This is a genomic window from Mycobacterium asiaticum DSM 44297 (assembly GCF_000613245.1).
Lineage (GTDB): Bacteria > Actinomycetota > Actinomycetes > Mycobacteriales > Mycobacteriaceae > Mycobacterium > Mycobacterium asiaticum.
This window is the reverse complement of sequence record NZ_HG964936.1, coordinates 1280014-1294893: the sequence shown is the minus strand read 5'-3', so window position 1 is coordinate 1294893 and position 14880 is coordinate 1280014. Positions and strand designations below refer to the sequence as shown.

Annotated in this window: 16 protein-coding genes; 10 read left to right on the top strand and 6 right to left on the bottom strand. The window is 63.2% G+C overall.

Annotation, left to right across the window (positions count from 1 at the left end):
• Window positions 1–136: 136 nt before the first annotated feature.
• From BN972_RS30935 to BN972_RS06240, 3 genes are read left to right on the top strand one after another with little or no spacing between them, the layout of a single operon-like run.
• A complete protein-coding gene (locus BN972_RS30935; RefSeq protein ID WP_051545299.1) occupies window positions 137–2155 on the top strand; it encodes an alpha-ketoacid dehydrogenase subunit alpha/beta in 2019 nt (672 codons plus the stop codon).
• Window positions 2152–2385 carry a biotin/lipoyl-containing protein gene (locus BN972_RS06245; protein WP_036354106.1) on the top strand — a complete coding sequence of 78 codons (234 nt, stop codon included), beginning with the start codon at window positions 2152–2154 and terminating at the stop codon, window positions 2383–2385. The genes BN972_RS30935 and BN972_RS06245 overlap by 4 nt, the downstream gene beginning before the upstream one ends.
• Window positions 2382–3227, top strand: a complete 846-nt coding sequence (locus tag BN972_RS06240; protein ID WP_036354103.1) for an enoyl-CoA hydratase/isomerase family protein — start codon at window positions 2382–2384, stop codon at window positions 3225–3227. Before BN972_RS06245 ends, BN972_RS06240 begins: the two co-directional genes overlap by 4 nt.
• Window position 3228: 1 nt before the next feature.
• On the opposite strand, the gene BN972_RS06235 is transcribed toward BN972_RS06240, so the two are convergent.
• On the bottom strand, window positions 3229–3870 hold the full coding sequence (locus BN972_RS06235; RefSeq protein ID WP_065154207.1) for a TetR/AcrR family transcriptional regulator: 642 nt from the start codon (window positions 3868–3870) through the stop codon (window positions 3229–3231).
• Window positions 3871–3964: 94 nt separating this feature from the next.
• Here BN972_RS06235 and BN972_RS06230 point away from each other — a divergent pair, with 94 nt between their 5' ends.
• Together BN972_RS06230 and BN972_RS06225 are read left to right on the top strand one after the other, a co-directional pair.
• On the top strand, window positions 3965–4762 hold the full coding sequence (locus BN972_RS06230) for an enoyl-CoA hydratase/isomerase family protein (RefSeq protein ID WP_051545296.1): 798 nt from the start codon (window positions 3965–3967) through the stop codon (window positions 4760–4762).
• A complete protein-coding gene (locus tag BN972_RS06225; protein ID WP_036354101.1) occupies window positions 4763–5527 on the top strand; it encodes an enoyl-CoA hydratase/isomerase family protein in 765 nt (254 codons plus the stop codon).
• A 6-nt stretch (window positions 5528–5533) separates the two neighbouring features.
• On the opposite strand, the gene BN972_RS06220 is transcribed toward BN972_RS06225, so the two are convergent.
• Together BN972_RS06220 and BN972_RS06215 are read right to left on the bottom strand one after the other, a co-directional pair.
• Window positions 5534–6736, bottom strand: a complete 1203-nt coding sequence (locus tag BN972_RS06220; protein ID WP_036354099.1) for an acyl-CoA dehydrogenase family protein — start codon at window positions 6734–6736, stop codon at window positions 5534–5536.
• A 2-nt stretch (window positions 6737–6738) separates the two neighbouring features.
• The gene (locus BN972_RS06215; RefSeq protein ID WP_036354096.1) at window positions 6739–7551 is read right to left on the bottom strand and encodes an enoyl-CoA hydratase-related protein; all 813 of its coding nucleotides are present in this window, start codon (window positions 7549–7551) and stop codon (window positions 6739–6741) included.
• A 104-nt stretch (window positions 7552–7655) separates the two neighbouring features.
• On the opposite strand from BN972_RS06215, the gene BN972_RS06210 reads away from it, so the two are divergent.
• Entirely contained in the window at window positions 7656–8852 is a 1197-nt protein-coding gene (locus BN972_RS06210) for a cytochrome P450 (protein WP_036354093.1), read from the top strand.
• Entirely contained in the window at window positions 8849–9652 is an 804-nt protein-coding gene (locus tag BN972_RS06205) for an enoyl-CoA hydratase/isomerase family protein (protein WP_036354090.1), read from the top strand. Before BN972_RS06210 ends, BN972_RS06205 begins: the two co-directional genes overlap by 4 nt.
• Window positions 9653–9662: 10 nt before the next feature.
• Here the strand turns inward: BN972_RS06205 and BN972_RS06200 are convergent, their stop codons facing one another.
• Window positions 9663–10520, bottom strand: coding sequence for a mycofactocin-coupled SDR family oxidoreductase (locus tag BN972_RS06200; RefSeq protein WP_036354087.1), 858 nt, complete (start codon window positions 10518–10520; stop codon window positions 9663–9665).
• A gap of 106 nt (window positions 10521–10626) precedes the next feature.
• Between BN972_RS06200 and BN972_RS06195 the strand changes: the two genes are divergently transcribed.
• Together BN972_RS06195 and BN972_RS06190 are read left to right on the top strand one after the other, a co-directional pair.
• The gene (locus BN972_RS06195) at window positions 10627–11169 is read left to right on the top strand and encodes a nuclear transport factor 2 family protein (protein ID WP_235192419.1); all 543 of its coding nucleotides are present in this window, start codon (window positions 10627–10629) and stop codon (window positions 11167–11169) included.
• A complete protein-coding gene (locus BN972_RS06190; protein ID WP_235192379.1) occupies window positions 11145–12101 on the top strand; it encodes an SMP-30/gluconolactonase/LRE family protein in 957 nt (318 codons plus the stop codon). Before BN972_RS06195 ends, BN972_RS06190 begins: the two co-directional genes overlap by 25 nt.
• Here the strand turns inward: BN972_RS06190 and BN972_RS06185 are convergent.
• The gene (locus BN972_RS06185; protein WP_036354086.1) at window positions 12098–13405 is read right to left on the bottom strand and encodes an amidohydrolase family protein; all 1308 of its coding nucleotides are present in this window, start codon (window positions 13403–13405) and stop codon (window positions 12098–12100) included. The genes BN972_RS06190 and BN972_RS06185 overlap by 4 nt on opposite strands.
• Before the next feature lie 101 nt (window positions 13406–13506).
• On the opposite strand from BN972_RS06185, the gene BN972_RS06180 reads away from it, so the two are divergent.
• Window positions 13507–13725, top strand: coding sequence for a hypothetical protein (locus BN972_RS06180; protein ID WP_036354082.1), 219 nt, complete (start codon window positions 13507–13509; stop codon window positions 13723–13725).
• 13 nt (window positions 13726–13738) lie between these two features.
• Here BN972_RS06180 and BN972_RS06175 read toward each other — a convergent pair whose 3' ends face one another.
• A complete protein-coding gene (locus BN972_RS06175; RefSeq protein ID WP_036356717.1) occupies window positions 13739–14878 on the bottom strand; it encodes an acyl-CoA dehydrogenase family protein in 1140 nt (379 codons plus the stop codon).
• Window positions 14879–14880: the final 2 nt, after the last annotated feature.

Sequence of the window (14880 nt, the reverse complement as noted above, 5' to 3'; positions counted from 1 at the left end):
CCTGGAGCGCTGCTACTTCGATCGGATGCTGGTCACGGCGCAGCTCGACAACGCGGTCGCGGAAATGGGCACCTCACGATACGACTGAACATAATTCGTCATATTGTAGACTCGCCGTCAGATGGAAGGAGCGCCGATGGCGACGCCGGTGGATGTCGGGTATCAAACGCTCAGCAGCGACCGTGCCGTTGAGCTGTACCGGCTGATGAGCAAGGTGCACCACGCCGATCAGCGTGTCCGCAAGGGGCTGTCGTCCGGTGAAATCGCGATGAGTTACTGGCCTGTCGACGGCCAGGAGGCGATGTCGGCAGGGGCGGCGCTCGCGCTGGCCGACGACGACCAGATCGTGACCACCTACCGCGGTTTGGGCGATGTGGTGGCCAAAGGCATTGATCTGGCTGGCTATTTCGGGGAGATACTGGGCAGAAGCACCGGCCTGTCGAAAGGCAAGGCCGGGGCTATGGGCATATACGACCCCGACCACGGCATCGCTTGGACCACCGGCATTGTCGGCGCGGGGCCACTCATCGCGAACGGGATTGCCCTTGCCGCGTCGATGAGGCGCAGCGACCAGGTGGTGTTGGTGAGCTTCGGGGACGGCGCCACCAGCATCGGTTACGTGCACGAGGCCATGAACATGGCCTCGCTCTGGCGGCTGCCGGTGGTGTTCTTCTGCCAGAACAACGCCTGGGCAGAATGTACGCCGATTGCCGGCTACACCCGCACCGAACGCCTGTCCGACCGCGCCGCCGGCTACGGGATGCCCGGCGCGAGCGTCGACGGGACCGACCCCGAGCTCGTCTACAGCGCAGTAACGAGCGCAGTGGAGCGCGCCCGATCCGGGGGCGGCCCCTCGTTCGTCGAAGCCGTCGGCTACCGGTTGCAGGGCCATTATTTCGGTGACCAGATGCCCTACGCCGATCCGGACGAACTTGCCGCCAGACGCGCAAACCCGCCATTCGACAACTACCGTCGCCGACTCATCGAACACGGCGTGACCTCCGAAGCCGAACTCGACCGACTCGACGCCGAACTCATCTCCGAGATTGATACGGCCTTCACCGCGGCCCGCGAGGCCGAGCCGCCGTCACTCGACGAACTCACCCGAGACGTATTCGCCCACAACGGGATCGAGCTAGCGTCGGCGGTGACCGAGCGCGCCGCCATACCCAGCGGCGAGACCGAGAACCTCGGCCTGGTGCAAGCGATTCACCGTACGCTGGACCGCGCCATGGCCGCCGACGATTCGATCATCCTGCTCGGCGAGGACATCGCCGATCCGGCCGGCGGAATGTTCAAGATCACCGCGGGACTCTCCACCAAATACGGGGCTGAACGAGTTCGCGACACGCCGATCGCCGAATCGTCGATCATCGGCGCGGCCCTCGGCGCCTCGCTGGCCGGAATGCGGCCAGTGGCCGAGTTGATGTTCGTCGATTTCCTTGGGGTGGCGATGGACCAGATCGCGAACCATGCGGCGAAGATCCGCTACATGTCGGGCGGCCGAAAAGGTGCGCCCATGATCATCCGAGCCATGGTTGGCACTGCCGCCGGGCCCCAGCACTCGCAGGCGTTCGAGGCTTGGGCGATGCACACCCCCGGTATCAAAGTGGTGTGGCCCAGTACCGCCGCCGACGCGGTGGGTCTGCTCAATGCGTGCCTGGCAGAGGATGACCCGTGTCTGTTCATCGAGTCGATGAAGCTGTTCTACGGAGGCGGCAAGGGACCGGTGCCGACGGCCGACTACCTGATCCCGCTTGGGCAGGCCGACGTCAAGCGGCTCGGTACCGACGTCACGATCTGCAGCTACGGCAGCACCGTGCACGCCGCACTCGGAGCCGCCAACCAGCTTGAAAGCGAGGGCGTTTCCGTTGAGGTCGTCGATCTAAGGACGCTGGTTCCGCTCGACCTGGCTACCGTCGTAGATTCGGCGCGGAAGACCCGCCGGTTGATCGTGGCGCACGAGTCGGTGGGATTCTGCGGCCCCGGAGCGGAAATCGCGGCTGCGGTCGGCACCGAATTGTTCGGTGTGCTGACCAGCCCCATTCAGCGCGTCGCCGGCACGTACACCCCCGTCCCACGCGCGGCGACGCTGGAGGCTGCCTGCCGTCCGGACGCCGCCCGAATCGTTGACGCCGTCAGGAGGGTACTTTGATCGAGATACGGATGCCCAAACCGGGTGACGCGATCACCGAAGCAGAGCTGATTCAGCTGCACGTGGCTGACGGCGCACGGGTTGCCGAAGGGGATCCGCTCTACCAGATCGCCACCGACAAGGTCGAAATGGACATTGAAGCACCCGCCACCGGAGTGGTCGCCTGGAAAGTGGAGGCAGGCAACACTTATGACGTTGGCAAATTGCTCGCGGTGATTGACGAGCAGTGACCGCACTACCGAAATCGGTCGAGATCGACCTGGGCACAGCCGAATTGTCCGGAAAAATCGAGGGCGACACCCTGACTGTCACCATCAACCGGCCGGAGAAGAAGAACGCCGTAACCGCGGACGGATACCACGGCATCAAGCGCGCCGCGATGATCGTAGCTGACGAACCCGGACTGGACTTTCTGCTGATTACCGGCACCGGCGAGTCGTTTTGCGCTGGCGGTGACATGAATGCCGTCGGCAATCCGGATCGGCGTTGGGATGCCTTTACCGAGTCCTACGACGGGACGCCGTTCGAAACCTTAGGCAGGATACCGAAATTGGTTGTCTGCGCGGTCAACGGCATTGCACTGGGCGGTGGTCTCGTCATGACGCTGTTCGCGGATCTGGTCATTGCCTCCGACCGCGCGCGGTTCCGGGTTCCCGACCTGACTCGCGGCGTATACGAAGCGTTTGTCGCCGCCCGACTGCCGCAACGCCTGGGCACACTGCGGGCCAATCACCTGATCTACGGCAACGATTGGATCGATGCAGCCGAGGCTGAGCGGCTAGGCCTGGTCGGCAAGGTGGTGGCGCACGACAACCTACGAGACGAGGTTGACGCATTGCTGGATCGGGTCCGCAAGACGGGCCCAGCAGCACGCGCCGCGGTCAAGCGGGAGATGGCCCGTGCGCTGCCAGCCGTCGACGTCTCCGGCTACTGGTCGTCGATCGGTACCGCCGAGCAGATTGAAGCCTTCACCGCGTTTCTGCAGAAGCGAGCCCCGCAATGGCGGGTGAGCCATGACCGCGACGCGTTTGTCGAGACCCGCCGCCCTGACTGGTTGCCCGATCAGACCTGACTCACTGGGGCTGTTGACTGTGCCCAGGCTTGGTCGATCCGGACTCCAGACCTCGGCAGAAGAACGTCAGGTAATCGTCGAGCACGACGTTGCGAACGTCAGGTGAGTCCCGGCTCGTGATCAGCAGCCCGTATACGCCGAGCAGGAAGAACTTAGCGGTATTGGCGGCGTTCAGGTCACGGTCGACTTCGCCGCGCCGGCGCGCCTTCTCTAGTTCGTCAATGACCAAGACAGCGACAGGGTGCTCCGACACATTGCCGAGTTCCAGCTGGTTCGCCGTGAAGTAGATACTCAGTAGGTCACGAAACAGCAAGCTGCCCAGTTGATCTTCCGCTTCGACGACCCGACGCACCACAACCCTTAGTAGCGCCTGGATGTCCGACACATTCGTCAGCGCAATTCGCACGTCGTCTACGATGCTCTGCTCTTCACGCCTCATCAACTCGAAAGCGACATGCTCTTTGGTGGGGAAGTGGAAGTAGAAGGTGCCTCGCGCCACGCCTACTGCGGCGGCAATCGAATTGATATCCGAGCCGGTCATTCCATTACGCTTGAACTCCGCGATGGCGGCTTCAAAGATGCGCTCGCGGGTTTCCAGCCGCTGCGCCTCCCGACCGGCCGGTTTTGATCGTGCGGGTGTCATAACTCACGACAATATGCGGCGGCCCTCCGTCGCGACGAGGCGAGGCCACTCGATGTATGACACATATACACTCTGTGTTCTATTATCTATGTCAATGAACGAGCTGCCGCAGGGCACACCGGATCTGACCGGATGCGACGAGATCCTGGTGGCCGCAGACGGTCCGGTACGAATCGTCACCCTCAACAACCCAGATGACGCCAACGCGGTCAACAATCGCATGCACACCGCCTTCACCCGACTATGGGATGCCCTGGCCGAGGACGCGGAAGCCCGCGCGGTGCTGATCACCGGCGCAGGCGACTACTTCTCCGCCGGCGGAAACCTGGTCGAATGGCTCGAGACGCACGTCAACAATCCCGTGACCCGTCGAGCCGGGATGCGTGATGCCCGGCGCATCGTGCGCGACATGGTTGACTTTCCGCTGCCGGTAGTGGCGGCCGTCAACGGCCCGGCCGTGGGTTTCGGCTGCAGCATCGCGGTACTGTGCGACATCGTATTGATGTCGGATCGCTCGTTCTTCGCTGACACCCACGTCGCAAGCGGACTTGTCGCCGGCGACGGCGGATCCGTACTCTGGCCGCTGCTGATGAGCTTGCTCAAGGCGAAGGAATACCTGTTGCTCGGCGAACGCATCAAGGCCGACAAAGCCGTCGAGCTCGGCCTGGCCAACCGGGTGGTGCCGCATGCTCAGGTCAAACAGGAGGGGCTGGCTCTGGCCCATCGCCTCGCCGCGCTCCCTCCGCGCGCCGTGCAGGACACCAAACGGACGCTGAACCTGCACGCCCATCGCGCGTTGATCGGCATTCTCGAATACGGGATTTCAGCCGAGACCGAGTGTTTCACCACCCCAGAGCACCGGGCAGCGATCGACAAGTTCCTTGGCCGGTAGATGCCAAACGACCAATCTGAGCCACTGATCCGGCGCGACGACCGTGACGGTATCGCGGTGGTCCTACTGAACCGACCCCGGCAACGCAACGCGTTGCGCTACGAGTCTTGGACTGAACTGTCGGCGACGCTTGACGAAGTCATCGCTACCGGTGCCCGTGGTCTGGTACTGACCGGTGCAAGCGAATTCTTCAGCGCCGGCGGAGATTTGAAAACCGGACCGGCGCACGGCACCGGTCCCCTGGCGCCGGCGGGCCGGGTCGAGCACGCCCAGCGAGTGCTCGAGCAACTCAGGGCCTTGCCGGTGGCTTCGATCGCTGCGGTCGAGGGTGGCGCCATCGGCCTCGGTTGGAGTCTGGCGCTGTCCTGCGATCTGGTCATTGCTGCCGAAGATGCATTCTTCGCAGCGCCCTTTGTGGCGCGCGCGGTCGTGCCCGATGGCGGGCTGGCGTGGCGGTTGACGCAACAGCTGGGTCGCCAACGTGCGTCGTCGTTGCTGTTGCGTGGATCTCGCCTCTCGGCCGTGGACGCCGAACGGATGGGCTTAGTCAGCGAAGTGGCGAAGCCTGGCACGACGGTAGACCGGGCGCTCGCTATCGCCGTCGAGTTGGCCCAAGCCGATCCGGGTGCTGTGGAAATGACCAAACGACTGATCAATTCGGCAGAAAGCGTCCAACTCGCCGCCTTCCACCCGCTCGAGCTGACAATGGCGACAGTGGCCCAGCAGCGCTCGGCAGCGGTTGAGGGTCGAGCGGCGTTCTCCTGATATTGGTCAGCGCGGCATGCCGAGACCGGTCGTGGATATCAGATCGCGCTGAATCTCGCTGGTACCGCCCCCGATCGAATGCAATAAGGACAAGAGCAATCCCTCGGAAAAGTGGCCGTCAAGAACTGCTTCGGGATCGGCTGGCAACAGTTCCCCTGCGGGGCCTAGAATTTGGGCACCCAACGCCCGCAATTCGGCTGTCAGCTCGGAGTGGTACAGCTTGGACAGCGACGGCAGCGCGGGGTCCAAGGCTCCGGCGGCCTGCTGGTGGGCCACCCGGTAGGACAAAGCACGGCCCACCTCGACGCGTTCGACGACGCGCGCCAATGCAATGCGATGAGCCGGATCGGCTAGCGGATCGGACGCCGCGCCCCGCTGGGAGCGGCACCAGTCGATCAATTCGTCGAGGTAACGCTGGGCCTGCGCGGCCCTGGTGATATTCGATCGCTCGGCATCCAGCAGCGCCTTGCCAACCCGCCACCCGTCGCCTTCTGCCCCGACCATATTGGCGGCCGGAACCCGTACACCGTCGAAGAATTCCTCCGCAAAAGTGGGATAGCCGGTCATCGACCGGATCGGCCGACGGGTGATCCCCGGCGAATCAAGATCGACGAGGAAGAAGGAAATTCCCTCCTGCCGCTTGCCCGTCACGGGCGCTGTGCGGGCCAGCACGAAGATCCAATCGGCTAGCACGCCGTTGCTGGTCCAGGTCTTCTGGCCGTCGAGCACGTAGTAGTCGCCGTCGCGATGGGCGGTCATGCGCAGCGCGGCGAGGTCCGACCCGGCTTCCGGCTCCGAATAGCCCTGGGCCCACATGCGTTCGGACCGCGCGATTGCCGGGAGGTGTTCTTCTTTCTGTTCGGGCGTCCCATACTTGAACAACACCGGCGCTAACATGTTCACCCCGTTGGTGTTGACCAGGGGAGCGCCGCCATAGGCCAGTTCCTCGCGGATCACCACCTGCTCGACAACATCGCGGCCGCCGCCGCCATAAAGCGCGGGCCAGTGCGGCACGAACCAACCCTGTGCATGCAACTTCTTGCAAAAGGCAACTGCCCGCTCGTGGGCATCACGTGGGAGGTAGTCGGGGTTAGCCGCGGTCCGTCGGAACTCGTCGGTCAGATTGTCTGCCAACCAATGTCGGATCGCGGATCGAAGTTCCTCGATACTTGGGTCGTCACCGAAGCGGACGATCGGTTTGAGCGGCATGCTCAGGTTCGTTCGCTGGGTTTGGCACTCTTCTTCATCAGCTCCGCCATATACTGTCGGAATTCCTCACTGCCGGTCACGACCGCCTGCAGGTCGTTGCTGGCTTGCTGATGGGTGCGGAACCCCATCGTTTCCCATGCCCGGATGATGCCGGATTTCGTTGCTTGCAAGGTGATCAGCGGCGCCTTGGAAATCTTCGCGGCCAGTTCCTCAACCGTCGCCTCCAACTCGTCGCCCGGCACCACCCTGTTGACCAAGCCGAACTCCAGCGCCTGCGCGGCCGTCAGACGCTGTGCGGTATAGAGGTATTCGGCAGCACGCTTGTAGTTCATGAATACCCAAGGCTCGAACATGGTTTCCGAGCCGGGCAGCCCAAACCCGGGCACCAACGGCATCTGGAACCATGTGTCGTCGGAGCAAACCGTGATCTCGGGGATGAGCGCCCAGGTGGTGCCGCCACCGATCGCGTAGCCGTGCACCTGTGCTATCAGGGGCTTGGGGAACTCCCACAGCTTGAGCACCGGCCACAGGAACAGCTGAGCCGCAGACCGCCAAACCTTGCCCGCCGCGTTGATCTCGGCCTTGAATTCCGGATAGTCACCCGTGGGGATGTGGCCGGAGCAAAAGCCTTTGCCGTTCGCCTTGAGGATTACCACCTTGATGTCATAGTCATACTGGGCATCATCCAGAGCCTCGTTGACACCGTGCACCATCTGCGCGGACTGTGCGTTCGCCGCTGCCGGATTGTTCAATATGATCCGTGCGATCGGGCCGTCCTTTTCGTAGACGACGTGCTCGAACTCCCGGGTTTCCACTGCGTTCCGTCCTCCTCCACACGAGCGGTGCCGTCCGTCGACAACGTCGTAGTGCAACTATACAGAGAATGTAATATTGTCCTACAACGAAAGGGCGGTAACGAATGACGGCGGTGGATCTGCGCTGGGACCCGTTCGATCGTGCGCTGCACAAGGAACCGTACGAGGTCTGGAGACGGCTCCGCGACGAGGCGCCCGTGTATCGAAACGAGGAGTACGACTTCTACGCGCTGAGTCGGTTCACGGATGTCCTGGAGGCATCGCTGGATACCGAGACGTTTTCTTCAGAGCACGGGGTCACCCTTGACGGCATCGGTCAGGACCCATGGCCGCCCCCAAGACCGATCATCATGATGGACCCGCCTGATCACACCGCGCTGCGCAAGATGGTCAACCGGACATTTTTTCGGACCCAGATCGCCACCCTCGAAGACCGGGTCCGGATGCTCTGCCGGACCTATCTGGACAGATTCGTCGGCACCGACGGCTTCGATTATGTTCGCGACTTCTCCATGAAATTGCCGGTGATGGTGATCAGTTCGCTGCTCGGTTTTCCCGAAGAGGATCACGACAACTTGCGGGAGTGGTCAGACGCGCAACTGCACCGCGAGGATGGCACCGCCCAATTGAGCCAGGAAGGTCAAGACGCCAACGTCAAGCTCCTCGGCTACTACGCCGAGCAGATCAGACAGCGCCGGATCTCTGCCACCGATGACATCGTCGGCAACCTGATGAACACCGATCTGGTCCAGGCCGGCAAAGAATCCCGGCGTCTCGACGATAACGAGATGCTCATGTTCGTCGCGACGATCAACGTCGCCGGCAACGAGACGGTGGCGCGGCTACTCGGGTGGGCGGCCCTCACGCTGGCACGCAACCCCGATCAGCGGGCCAAGCTTGTGGCTGATCCGCAGTTGATTCCAGGTGCTGTCGAGGAATTGCTGCGCTACGACGCCCCCTCTCCCGTCCAGGGCCGGTACACCTACCGCGACGTCACCTACCACAACACACTTATTCCGGCCGGATCCCGGGTCGCGCTGCTGACCGGCTCGGCGGGTCGCGACGAACGCCAGTACGAAGATCCCGACACCTTCGATGTCGAGCGCAAAGGCATCCGTCACATCAGCTTCGGCCACGGATCACACTTCTGCCTTGGTGCAGCCCTTGCCAGGCTGGAGGCCCGTGTTGCCCTCGAGGAGACACTTGCCCGGTTTCCGGAATGGGAGGTGGACGAAAACGACGTCGATTTTGTGCACACCAATACGGTCCGTGGACCGGCCAGCGTGCCGATCCGACTATGAACACCACCCCAGACGTGGTGGTGCGCACCAAAGACGCGGTGCGGTGGTTGATTCTGGATCGGCCCGACGTCGGCAACTCCGTTACCCGTGCGATGCAGCGAGCACTCGTCGAACATTTGCAGCGCGCGTCGAGCGATCCCGAGGTGCGGGTGGTTGTATTCACCGCGTCTGGCGATAGGCATTTCTGCACTGGTCCGAATTTGCGTGACCCCGACATGCAGCCCAGGAGGGACCGGATCGCCGGCGACGCGGCGCGCACCCTACGCACGGGCTCGCAGGCGGTGGTTTCAGCGTTGCTTGACTGCGAGAAGCCGGTCTTGTGTGCCCTCAACGGTGTGGCGGCCGGGGTGGGGGCAAGCATGGTGCTGGCCTGCGACCTCATCGTGGCTGCTGAAAGTGCGCGGCTGATAGAGCTTTTCGCGCGCCGCGGGCTGGCGCCCGATGGCGGTGCGGCCTACCTGCTGACCCGGAAGGTACCGTTCAACATCGCCAAGCAGTTGCTGTTGTTCGGCGAGGAACTGTCGGCGGCCGACGCGCACCGCATCGGTTTGATCAATAAGGTCGTCGCTGGCAGCGAGCTCACGCGGGAGGTTACCGAGTGGGCGAACCGTCTGGCGCAGGGTCCGACGCGTGCACTCGCGGCCGCGAAGGCCATGCTCAACGAAGCGCTCGACGTCAACCGTGACACCGCATTTCGTGTGGAGTCGCTACTGGTGGAGCAGGTGGCCGCAACCGACGACGCTGCCGAAGGAATTTCGGCCTTCGCCCAACGGCGGGACCCCAACTTCCGCGGACGCTGATTTTGCGTACTCAGAGGCCGAGTTTCAAACCTGCGCCGGCGTCGACGAACATCTGTTGCCCGGTTACGTAGCGGGATTCGTCTGACGCCAGGTACACCACCAGGTGTGAGACGTCCTCGGGTTCTATCCACGGAACCGGCATCGCCTGTAACAAGGGAAAGACGATTTCGGCGTCCTCCCTGCTTGGCTCCGTTAAGTCCGGGCGGAAGGTCCGGTACATAGCCAGGTTGTGCAGCATCCCGGTGTTGACGTTGCTCGGGTGGATCGTGTTGATCCGGATCTGCTCGGGCGCCAGCGTCAAGGCCAACCCTTTGGTGTATTCCACCAGCATCTTTTTGGCCAACCCGTAGCCGGCACCCCCGGGGCCTTGCGGCCCCCCGCCGGTGGCGAGGTCCTTCTGCGGAACCAAACCCGCGATCGAGCCAGTGACGATGATCGAGGCCCCCGGTTGCAGATGATCGAAACTCGCACCGACGGTGTTGGCCACCCCGACGAAGTCGACATCGAAAGCATCGATGAACCCGCGTGAGGGAACCTGATTGCCCAATGGGCAGATTCCCGCGTTGGCAACGACCACGTGCAGGCCGCCCAGTTCGGCCACGGCATCGTCGATCGTCTTCTTGAGTGAGACCCGGTCGCGCACATCCACCGTCGCCGAAACCGCACGCCGACCGGATTTTTCGACCAGCTTCACGGTTTCGTCGAGATCATCCCGCGTTGCCAACGGGTAATGGTTGGTCTCAATGTCGGCGCAAATGTCCAGCGCAATGATGTCGGCTCCCTCATCGGCGAGGTGAACCGCGTGGCTGCGGCCCTGTCCGCGTGCGGCACCAGTGACGACGGCGACCTTGCCGCTCAGACGTTGCATCTGCCCTCCTCGCGGTTGACACGATCGCGTAACCAGATTAACAGTATTACACGAGTTGTACTGTTGTAGAGGCGTGGTGCACTACCCGACGGAAGGTCGAGCCGTGATGGAGTCGGATACGGCAGCTCAGCAGGCTGCCGTCCGCAATATGCTGGCGCGGGAGGAGATCCGGGACCTGCCCTACCGCTACGCGGCGGCCATCGAAGCACGTGATCCGGATGCCATGGCTGCCCTGTACGTCCCGCACGCGCGGTTCGGCCAATACGGTAGTGGCCGCGACGGCATGCAGCGCCTGATGTCAGAAAGCCTGGAGTCCGGCGTGTTCGCGGTAATCCTGGTGGCCAACCATCTGATCCAGCTCGACGACGAATCCAACGCCCGCGGTCAGGTCTGGGCCCAGTGCTTCGCGCAGACTCACGGTGACGGATTCGTCGAGCAAGTCATCAAGTACGAAGACCGCTACCAGCGCGATGAAGGACGATGGCGCTTTCTACATAGACGCCACCGACTGCACTATGGGATTGCCCGGGGCGTGTCGCCGATGACTCAGCAGGCGGCTGAGTGGCCGCTCCGCCAGGTCGGGGTCGGTGATCTGCCGCTGGCGGACCCGACATTCGCGGCCTGGTGGCGGAACAGGCAGACGATCTGATGAACACGGTCCGAGTTCTGGCCGACGGACTGGCCTTTCCCGAAGGCCCGGTCGTCTCCGACGATGGTTCGGTTCTGGTCTCTGAGATGGCGGCCGGCCGAATCACCCGGGTTTGCCCCGACGGAAGCACTGAAACCTTTGCCTTGACCGGTGGCGGCCCCAACGGGTTGGGCCGCTTACCCGACGGCGGCTTGGTGGTCTGTCAGAATGGCGGCTCCCGCTTCGGCCTAGGGGCCTGGCCGTACGAATTCGACGGGAGCGTAGAGGTTTTCCGACCTGTCGGCCCTCCCGACCACGCAGTGAGCCCGGGTCTGCAGATTGTCGCACGGGACGGGACCGTCACAGAGCTGACCACCACCTTTCGCACCCGATCGGGAACCAACCGACCCCTGGTGCGGCCCAGCGATGTCTGTGTGGACAAGCACGGTGGTTTCTACGTGACAGACGGCGGAACCACGCGGGGTCGCGAACGCATCATGACCGGACTCCTGTACGGCACACCCGACGGCGACTTACGGGAAATCGTCTACCCCTTGGAGATGCCCAACGGGATTGCGCTCTCCCCCGACGGCACAAGACTGTATCTGGCCGAGACACGGACGCGCCGGGTCTGGGAATTCGAACTCACCGGGCCAGGTGAGATACGCCGGGCGCGTGGGTTGGCCACGGTACCCAGTGGCGGCGCGCTCAATATTGGTGGCGCCGACGGCGTTTCAACCGATCCCGACGGCCGGGTATTGGTCGCTACGCTCGGCACCGGCGGAGTGACCATTTTCTCTCCGGACGGGGAATTACTCGGTGCCATCCCCGCCGAGGACCCGATGACGACCAACGTGACGGTCAGCCCCGACGGGCTCACCCTCTACTTGACCCTGGCCTCGACCGGCCGACTGGTTGCTGTCGACAACTGGCTGAGCGCCGCGGGGATTTAGGTCGGTTCCCCCAGTTTCTGTGCCTTCTGCTCCTCAAGCTTGTTCAGGAAGGTGTCTAAGCCGATCCCACCGTGACCGGCCATCACCTCGTCGTAGTCATACTCAGGCGGTTGACCGTTGTTCGGCCGCCACCCAGAGTCCGCGGTGCACGACTTGAAGCCTTCCTCCGGAAAGGCGTACCAGCGTCGGGTGTTGAGTTCGACGATCTTGGCTGCCTCGTCGTCGGGCACGTCGGCCAGCATTTCCTCCGCTCGCGCCCTACTTTTCGGCCAAAAGGAATCCGAGTGCGGGTAGTCGCATTCCCAGGTGATGTTGTCGATGCCGATGGCGTGGCGCATTGCCATTCCCACCTCGTCCTCAATGAAGCATCCGGAGATGTTGCGCCGGAACAACTCTGACGGCGCCACCGTGGGGTGGATGTTCTGATAGTACTTGTGCTTGCGCCAGACATAGTCGGCGCGCTCCACCAGATATGGCATCCAGCCGACGCCTCCCTCGGAGAATGCGACTTTGAGGTTGGGGTGCTTGTGGAACACCGGAGAGAAGATGAGCTCGGTGGCGGCCGCCATCGAGGTGGTGCCCATCAGGGTGATCATCACCGCGAAGGGCGCTTCCGGTGCGGTCTGCGGAGGGAAACCGCCACTGCCGAAGTGCATCACCGCGGTCAGGTTCGTTTCTTCCAGCGCCGACCACACCGGCTCCCAGTAGGCGGTGTGGTAGCTGGGCAGCTTCAAGTTGGTGGGGTTGTCGGGCAGGCCCACGGCGCGAGCCCCTTTGGCCGCTACCCGTTCGATCTCCGCGACGATCAGCGCCGGATCCCACAGCGGCGTTATCGCCATCGGAATGAATCGAGCTGGGTCGGTGGCGCACCACTCGTCGAGCGAGAAGTCATTCCACGCCTTGACACCCAGCAATGCCAGCTCTTTGTCTTCTCCTTCGAGGAATACCGTTCCGCAGAAGCGCGGAAACGACGGAAAACACAGCATCGCGTGCACGCCGTCGATGTCCATGTCAGCGAGTCGCGCTTTGGGGTCATAGCAGCCGGGGATCATGTCCGCATAACGGATCGGGTCCACCCCGAACTCCTCGGGGGACTTGCCCGCCACCGCATTGAGGCCGATGTTGGGATAGGGGCGGCCCTCGTAGACCCACTGTTGCATCGGCGGCGCGCCGTCCCGGGGGAAATCCACGATGCGGGGCCCGTGCTCGACGTATTTCTTGGGCAGACGGTCAATCCAGACATGAGGCGGCTCGATGAGGTGGTCGTCCACGGACAGGAGCTTCATCGATGGCTGCAGGGGCATGGCCGGTCCTCAACTCTCGCGGGCCTGATACGGTATTGTACAAATAAACATTTCGTGATCTATTGACTATAGTAGCCGATGTCACGGCCGAGGAGTGACCGATGGACCCCCGTGAGCGAATCCCGCACGACGACTGGGCCGATCAGGATCTGCTCACCAAAAGTGAAGCCGCTGAACGGCTCACTGCCGAAATCGTGGAGGTCAGTGCCAGCCTGGAGCGGCCCGACGGCCCGGTCGGCGCCCACCGGGAATTGCTGGAACGCCGACTCAGCGGGCTCCGCGAGGCGGTCAGGCATCTGACGGAAGGAGCACCGGGTTGACCCAATCGGCTTCCTAGCCGCGGGGCAATCCCAGCACCCGTTGCGCCACGATATTGCGTTGGATCTGCGACGTTCCGCCGTAGATGCCGGCGGCTCGCGACCACACGTAGATGTCCCATTCCAGGCCCTCGCTGAGCAGGGGTTCACTGGCGCGCAGATCCATCATGGTATGGCCGAAGAACTGATCGGCACGAGCCATAAGCAGCTTGTCGACCGACCCCTCGGGTCCGGGAAGCCTGCCGCGTTGACGCTCCGACAGTGACCGCTGCACTTTGATTTGCAGGGCGCGCAGTTCGACGTAGGCCTGACCCAGCCGCGCCCGCGTCGTCGGTGAGTCGTCCAACCAGCCGGTGCGGACGTCGTCTTCGAGCTGGCGAAGTTGGGCGGCGAGTCGACTGATCCAGTTGATGTCGCTGGGTCCGCGCTCATAGGCGAGCAACTGGTTGGCGATGGACCACCCCTGCCCGCGCTTACCGAGCAAGTTGCCCTCGGGCACGTCCACGTCATCGAAGGTGATCTCGGTGAACTCGCGGTTGCGCGCGGCGTTGACAATCGGTCGCACCTCGATTCCCGGTGTCGACATGGGCACCAGCAGCACCGAGATTCCTGCGTGCTTGGCCGCGTCGATCTCAGTGCGACACAACAAGAAACACCAGTCGGCAACCGCCCCGAAGCTGGTCCAGATCTTGCGTCCGTTGATCCGAAACGCCCGCTGAGCGCCGGTGTCGACCAGCTCAGCTCGCGTTTTGAGCGCGGCGAGGTCCGACCCGGCCTCGGGTTCGGAGAATCCCTGACACCAGCGCACCTGTCCGGACAGCAATCCGGGTAACAATTCATCGCGCTGCTTCTCGGTGCCGAACAAACGCAATGCGTTGCTGAGGTGACCAACCCCTTCGATCGGTGGCGCCCCGGCACGACCGAGTTCGTCGTTGAGGATGGCTTCATAGATCGGCTCTTTGCCGTGCCCGCCGCATTCGACAGGAAACGACAGGCCGATGTAACCGGCTTCGTACAGCTTTTGGTGCCAGGCGTTCTGGGCGTCCGCTCGCGCCGCCGGGTCCTCGGGAATCACCGCTTCTGCCGCATGAATGCTGAGCCAGCGACGCAGTTCGGCGCGGAACTGTGCCTCGGGTTGACTGTCGTCGAAGTCCACCG